We start from the raw sequence: 6,064 nt of genomic DNA on the forward strand, positions 1-6,064 counted from the left end.
CACCGTTCGAGGGAGGTCAACGATGACTGTCTACGCCCGTCCAGGCGCTGCGGACGCGCTGATGTCGTACGAGTCGCGTTACGGCAACTTCATCGGCGGGGAGTGGGTGCCGCCGGCCTCGGGCGAGTACTTCGAGAACCCGACTCCGGTGACGGGTCAGGCGTTCTGCGAGGTGCCGCGGTCCAACGAGACCGACATCGAGGCAGCGCTCGACGCCGCGCACGGTGCAGCCCCCGCGTGGGGCAAGACGCCTCCCGGCGAGCGTGCGGTCATCCTCAACAAGATCGCCGACCGCATCGAGGAGAACCTCGAGTCCCTGGCGCTGGCCGAGTCGTGGGACAACGGCAAACCCATCCGCGAGACGCTCAACGCGGACGTGCCCCTGGCCGTCGACCACTTCCGCTACTTCGCCGGGGCGATCCGCGCGCAGGAAGGCTCACTGTCGCAGATCGACGACGACACCGTCGCCTACCACTTCCACGAACCGCTCGGAGTCGTCGGGCAGATCATCCCGTGGAACTTCCCGATCCTGATGGCGACGTGGAAGCTGGCCCCTGCGTTGGCCGCCGGTAATGCCGTCGTGCTCAAACCGGCCGAGCAGACGCCGGCCTCGATCCTGTATCTGATGAGCCTGATCGGCGACCTGTTGCCCGCAGGCGTGGTCAACGTGGTCAACGGATTCGGGTTCGAGGCGGGTAAGCCGCTGGCGTCGTCGAACCGCATCGCCAAGATCGCATTCACCGGCGAGACCACCACCGGTCGGCTGATCATGCAGTACGCGTCGCAGAACCTGATCCCCGTCACGCTGGAACTCGGCGGCAAGAGCCCCAACATCTTCTTCTCCGACGTGATGGCCGAGGGAGACGACTACCAGGACAAGGCGCTCGAGGGCTTCACGATGTTCGCGCTCAACCAGGGCGAGGTCTGCACGTGCCCGTCGCGCAGCCTGGTCCAGGCCGACATCTACGACGAGTTCCTGGAACTGGCCGCGATCCGCACGAAAGCCGTCCGGCAGGGCGATCCGTTGGACACCGAGACGATGATCGGGTCGCAGGCATCCAACGATCAGCTCGAAAAGGTGTTGTCCTACATCGAGATCGGCAAGGACGAAGGTGCCCGCGTCGTCACCGGCGGCGAGCGCGCCGAACTGGGCGGCGACCTGTCCGGCGGCTACTACGTGCAGCCGACGATCTTCGAGGGCAACAACAAGATGCGGATCTTCCAGGAGGAGATCTTCGGGCCCGTCGTCGCGGTGACATCGTTCACCGATTACGACGACGCGATCGCCATCGCAAACGACACGCTCTACGGCTTGGGTGCGGGCGTGTGGAGTCGCGACGGCAACACCGCCTACCGCGCCGGGCGTGACATCAAGGCGGGACGGGTGTGGACGAACTGCTATCACGCCTATCCCGCACACGCGGCGTTCGGTGGTTACAAGCAGTCCGGCATCGGGCGCGAGAACCACCGCATGATGCTCGACCACTATCAGCAGACCAAGAACCTGCTGGTGAGCTACAGCAACAAGGCCCAAGGCTTCTTCTGACGGTGTCACCATCCGCGCCCCACCCGCCGTCGGCGCAGCAGGGAGGGCCGCCGAAGCGGGCGTTGATCACCCAGGCCGCGGCCGAACTGCTCGCGCGCCTGCAGGACAAGCACGGCGCGCTGATGTTCCACCAGTCCGGCGGTTGCTGCGACGGGTCGTCGCCGATGTGCTACCCCAACGGCGATTTCATCGTCGGTGACCGCGACGTGCTGCTCGCACTCCTCGACGTCGGGCCGGATGTCCAACCCGGCGGGGTGCCGGTGTGGATCTCCGGGCCGCAATTCGACGCGTGGAAACACACTCAGCTGGTGATCGACGTCGTGCCCGGACGCGGCGGCGGCTTCAGCGTGGAGGCGCCCGAAGGGGTGCGCTTCCTGAGCCGCGGCCGCGCATTCTCCGAGGTCGAGAACGGCCTGTTGGCCGATGCACCTGTCGTGACCGGAGCGGATTTCGCCAGAGGTGTCCGCCCGCCGTCGTCGGACACGCACATCGTCGGTAATGCAATCGATGCATGTCCGATACCTGACGCGCCGAGCGGATGACGGAGCCACCGCAAGCCGCCCCCGTAGCCTTCCAAGCGTGATACCGCTTCCGCGTGCATGGGTGCTGACCAGCGCATTGCTGGTCGGTACGGCGGTGGGCCTGGTCCTCGGGATCGCCGCGACCCTTGTGATCGACACCCCGATCCGACCCGACGTCGTGGTCGCGCTCGTCGTCGGCGTGCCCGGCATGTTGGGGCTGTTGGCGATCCTGACGTCGGCTCGGCGCTGGGTGACGACGGCCGGTGCGTTCCTTCTCGCGATCGCGCCCGGTTGGTTCGGCGTGCTGCTGGCGATTCAGGCGGTGCACGGTGACTGAGACCACCGAGACGCTGCCCGGCGATCCGACCGAGCCCTACACGCCGACGTTCACCACCGGCGAGTTCCAGGCATTGGGAACGACGGCCGTCGCGGAGCGCCCGTCCGAGCCGGTGGTCGTTCCCGCGCAGCCCGTTGTGGTGCCCGGCAACTACCAGTCGCTCAAGCGCTGGAAGTTCGTCCTCGTCGTCGCGGCGGTGTGGGCGTTGTCCGCGGTGGCCGGATGGGCGCTGTACCACTGGTGGTACCACTCGATCGACAAGACGGCGCCGGTGTTCGTCGTGCTGGTCTTCGTCGTCACGACGACGGTCGCCGGCCTGCTGCTCGCCATGGTGATCGAACGCCCGCTGGTCTCGGCGCTGTCGATCGCGCTGATGTCGACGCCCCTGGCGGCCGTCGCGGGAGCGGCGGTGCTGCACGGTCTCTACTACTGCGAATGGGCAAGTCGGTGTTTCGCGGGAGTGCTTCCTTACTAGGGTGGGGGAGTGACCCACTATGACGTCGTCGTACTCGGAGCAGGCCCCGGCGGATACGTCGCGGCCATCCGTGCCGCGCAGCTCGGACTGAACACCGCCATCGTCGAACCCAAGTACTGGGGCGGCGTCTGTCTCAACGTCGGGTGCATCCCGTCGAAGGCGTTACTGCGTAACGCGGAGCTGGCGCACATCTTCACCAAAGAGGCCAAGCAGTTCGGCATCAGCGGCGAGGCGACGTTCGATTACGGCGTCGCGTTCGACCGCAGCCGCAAGGTCGCCGAGGGGCGGGTCGCCGGCGTGCACTATCTGATGAAGAAGAACAAGATCACCGAGATCCACGGGTACGGGAAGTTCAAAGACGACCACACGCTCGAGGTCGATCTCAACGAGGGCGGCACCGAGACCGTCGAGTTCGACAACATCATCATCGCCACCGGCAGCAGCACCCGCCTGGTGCCCGGCACATCGCTGTCGGAAAACGTGGTCACCTACGAAGAACTCATCATGACGCGCGAGCTGCCGTCGTCGGTCGTCATCGCGGGTGCGGGCGCCATCGGCATGGAGTTCGGCTACGTGATGAAGAATTACGGCGTCGACGTCACGATCGTCGAGTTCCTGCCCCGCGCGCTGCCCAACGAGGACGCCGAGGTCTCCAAGGAGATCGAGAAGCAGTTCAAGAAGCTCGGCGTCAAGGTGCTGACCGGTACCAAGGTGGAGTCGATCGACGACGGTGGCGGCGAGGTCACCGTGACCGTCAGCAAGGACGGCAAGTCCCAAGACCTCAAAGCCGGAAAGGTGCTGCAGGCAATCGGATTCGCGCCGAACATCGAGGGCTTCGGGCTCGACAAGACCGGCGTCGAGGTCACCGACCGCAAGGCGATCGGCATCGACGACTACATGCGCACCAGCGTCCCGCACATCTACGCGATCGGTGACGTGACCGGCAAGCTGCAGCTGGCCCACGTGGCCGAGGCGCAAGGTGTCATCGCCGCCGAAACCATCGCGGGCGCAGAGACTTTGCCGCTCGGGGACTACCGCATGCTGCCGCGCGCGACGTTCTGCCAACCGCAGGTCGCCAGCTTCGGGCTCACCGAGGAGCAGGCCCGCGAGGAGGGCTACGACGTCAAGGTGGCCAAGTTCCCGTTCACCGCGAACGCCAAAGCGCACGGTGCCGGTGACCCGAGCGGCTTCGTCAAGCTGATAGCCGACGGCAAGTACGGCGAGTTGATCGGCGGCCACCTGATCGGCCACGACGTGTCCGAGCTGCTGCCCGAGCTGACGCTGGCGCAGAAGTGGGATCTGACCGCGACCGAACTGGCCCGCAACGTGCACACGCACCCGACGATGTCCGAGGCCCTGCAGGAGTGCTTCCACGGTCTGCTCGGCCACATGATCAATTTCTGACGTGCTTCAGAGAACCAACACAGCGAACGTGACTCAGACATCCGGCACGGCGCGGGCCCTGTGGGTCGCCGGCATCGGGGGATTGGTGGTCGGCCACATCCTCTGGCTGGCCGGGATCTCCTATGCCACGTCGACGTCGAACGTCAGCACCTGGGTGCTCGTGGTGGCCGCGGTGTCGTTTCTCGTCGGCGGAGGCGTCGGCTGGCTGGGGTGGCGCAGCTATCAACGCAGGAGCGAAGTGTGGGCGGCTTTCCTGCTGGCGCTGCCGGTGTCCCCGGTGCTGCTGTCGCTGATCGTTCTGGGGATCACGTACCTCTAGTCCGGGAAGTCCAGCGGCACTTTTAAAGTCGTGATCGTCGCGGCCAGCCCGTCGTACTGGGCTGCAAGCATGCAGAACTCGATCAGTTGCGGTTTGGTCAGGTGCCTGGCCAACACCGACCATGTCTCAGAAGACACGCCCCGGGTCACGACGAACTCGTCGGTGGCGGTGATCAACGCGCGCTGACGGTCGGTGAGCCCCTCGGCGTCGGGTCCCTCGAAGATCTTCTTCTGGACGTCCGGGCCGATCCCCCGGGTGCGCGCCAGGCGGCGGTGTTGCTGGAGTTCGTACTCGCAGTCGCGCAGATGGCCGACACGCAGGATGACGGTCTCGGCGTCCTGCACCGAGAGCTTGCTCAGGATGCCGAGCAGCACCCCGCTGTACGGCAGCCACGCCAGGAACAGAAGCCGGTGTTGGCCAAGCACATTGAACAGGCTGAACCGCGGTGCCCGGATGGTGCGTGCACCGAGTTTCGCGATGGCCCAGTTCAGGGGGCCGAGTTCCTTGAATCCACCGGGCGCGATGCGGGCCGACTCGGGTGCGCTCATCACAGCGAGTCTACGTGCCTAGGTCTGACGCACCAGATAAGGCGAGACGGTGCTGCGGTGCTCGTCGATGTCGAGCGCGCGGCCCAGCGCGGGGAATGCCCGCTGCGGGCAGTTGTCCCGCTCGCAGACCCGACAACCCGCGCCGATCGGTGTCGCCACCTCGCCGGACAGGTCGAGCCCCTCCGAGTAGACCAACCGGTGCGCGTGGCGGAGTTCGCAGCCCAGGCCGATCGCGAACGTCTTTCCCGGCTGGCCGTAGCGCTGTGCGCGACGCTCCACGGTGCGTGCGACCCACAGGTAATTGCGTCCGTCGGGCATCTGGGCGACCTGCACGAGGATCTTGCCGGGGTTGGCGAACGTCTCGTAGACGTTCCACAGCGGGCAGGTGCCGCCGCTGGATGAGAAGTGGAAACCGGTGGCCGACTGGCGTTTTGACATGTTGCCTGCCCGGTCGACGCGGACGAAGGACAGCGGCACACCGCGCATGGACGGCCGTTGCAGGGTCGAGAGGCGGTGCGCGATCGTCTCGTAGCTGACCGAATAGAACGCCGAGACCCGCTCGACGTCGTAACGGAATTTCTCCGCGACATCGTGAAACTGCGTGTAGGGCAACATCATTGCGGCGGCGAAGTAGTTGGCCAGCCCCATCCGCGCCAAGCGGGTCGACTCGTCGCTGGTGAACTTGCCTTCGTCGACGAGCTTGTCGATGAGGCCGCCGAACTCCAGATATGCCAGTTCGGCGGCCATCTTGAACACGGTCTGGCCCGAGGAGAGATGGTTGTTGAGTACCAGCGTCTTTGTCTCGGGGTCGTAGCGATGCAGCACCGACTCGCCGAGGTCCATGCGTTGGGTGATGCGGACGCCGTGCACCATCGTCAACCGGTCCGACAGTTGGCGCGCCAGCTCCGAACGCT

8 protein-coding genes are annotated in these 6,064 nt (G+C 65.9%); 6 read left to right on the top strand and 2 right to left on the bottom strand.

Going from position 1 to position 6,064, the window contains the following annotated elements; genetic code table 11:
- Positions 1–22 precede the first annotated feature (22 nt).
- From adh to A5698_RS22010, 6 genes are read left to right on the top strand one after another with little or no spacing between them, the layout of a single operon-like run.
- Positions 23–1,546 carry an aldehyde dehydrogenase gene (gene adh, locus A5698_RS21985; protein WP_068301111.1) on the top strand — a complete coding sequence of 508 codons (1,524 nt, stop codon included), beginning with the start codon at positions 23–25 and terminating at the stop codon, positions 1,544–1,546.
- A 2-nt stretch (positions 1,547–1,548) separates the two neighbouring features.
- Positions 1,549–2,088 (top strand): DUF779 domain-containing protein, encoded by a 540-nt coding sequence (locus A5698_RS21990; protein WP_068301114.1) that lies wholly within the window; start codon positions 1,549–1,551, stop codon positions 2,086–2,088.
- Between the two features lie 37 nt (positions 2,089–2,125).
- Entirely contained in the window at positions 2,126–2,404 is a 279-nt protein-coding gene (locus A5698_RS21995) for a putative holin (protein ID WP_067086130.1), read from the top strand.
- Complete coding sequence (locus A5698_RS22000) at positions 2,397–2,879, top strand: hypothetical protein (RefSeq protein ID WP_068301118.1); 483 nt, start codon at positions 2,397–2,399, stop codon at positions 2,877–2,879. The genes A5698_RS21995 and A5698_RS22000 overlap by 8 nt, the downstream gene beginning before the upstream one ends.
- Before the next feature lie 9 nt (positions 2,880–2,888).
- Positions 2,889–4,283 (top strand): dihydrolipoyl dehydrogenase, encoded by a 1,395-nt coding sequence (lpdA, locus tag A5698_RS22005; protein WP_068301121.1) that lies wholly within the window; start codon positions 2,889–2,891, stop codon positions 4,281–4,283.
- A gap of 28 nt (positions 4,284–4,311) precedes the next feature.
- Positions 4,312–4,602, top strand: coding sequence for a hypothetical protein (locus A5698_RS22010; RefSeq protein ID WP_084792569.1), 291 nt, complete (start codon positions 4,312–4,314; stop codon positions 4,600–4,602).
- Here A5698_RS22010 and A5698_RS22015 read toward each other — a convergent pair.
- Together A5698_RS22015 and A5698_RS22020 are read right to left on the bottom strand one after the other, a co-directional pair.
- A complete protein-coding gene (locus A5698_RS22015) occupies positions 4,599–5,150 on the bottom strand; it encodes a carboxymuconolactone decarboxylase family protein (RefSeq protein ID WP_068301128.1) in 552 nt (183 codons plus the stop codon). The two genes, A5698_RS22010 and A5698_RS22015, sit on opposite strands and share 4 nt — an antisense overlap.
- A gap of 18 nt (positions 5,151–5,168) precedes the next feature.
- On the bottom strand, positions 5,169–6,064 hold an 896-nt coding region (locus tag A5698_RS22020), incomplete at its 5' end, for a short-chain fatty acyl-CoA regulator family protein (protein WP_156670853.1).

The sequence above is a fragment of the Mycobacterium sp. E136 genome, from assembly GCF_001666865.1.
Lineage (GTDB): Bacteria > Actinomycetota > Actinomycetes > Mycobacteriales > Mycobacteriaceae > Mycobacterium.

What these genes read in the sequence shown, in the direction of transcription:
- adh (WP_068301111.1), top strand. Translation starts at nt 23, where the DNA reads ATGACTGTCTACGCCCGTCCAGGCGCTGCGGACGCGCTGATGTCGTAC.
- A5698_RS22015 (WP_068301128.1), bottom strand. Translation starts at nt 5,150, where the DNA reads ATGAGCGCACCCGAGTCGGCCCGCATCGCGCCCGGTGGATTCAAGGAA.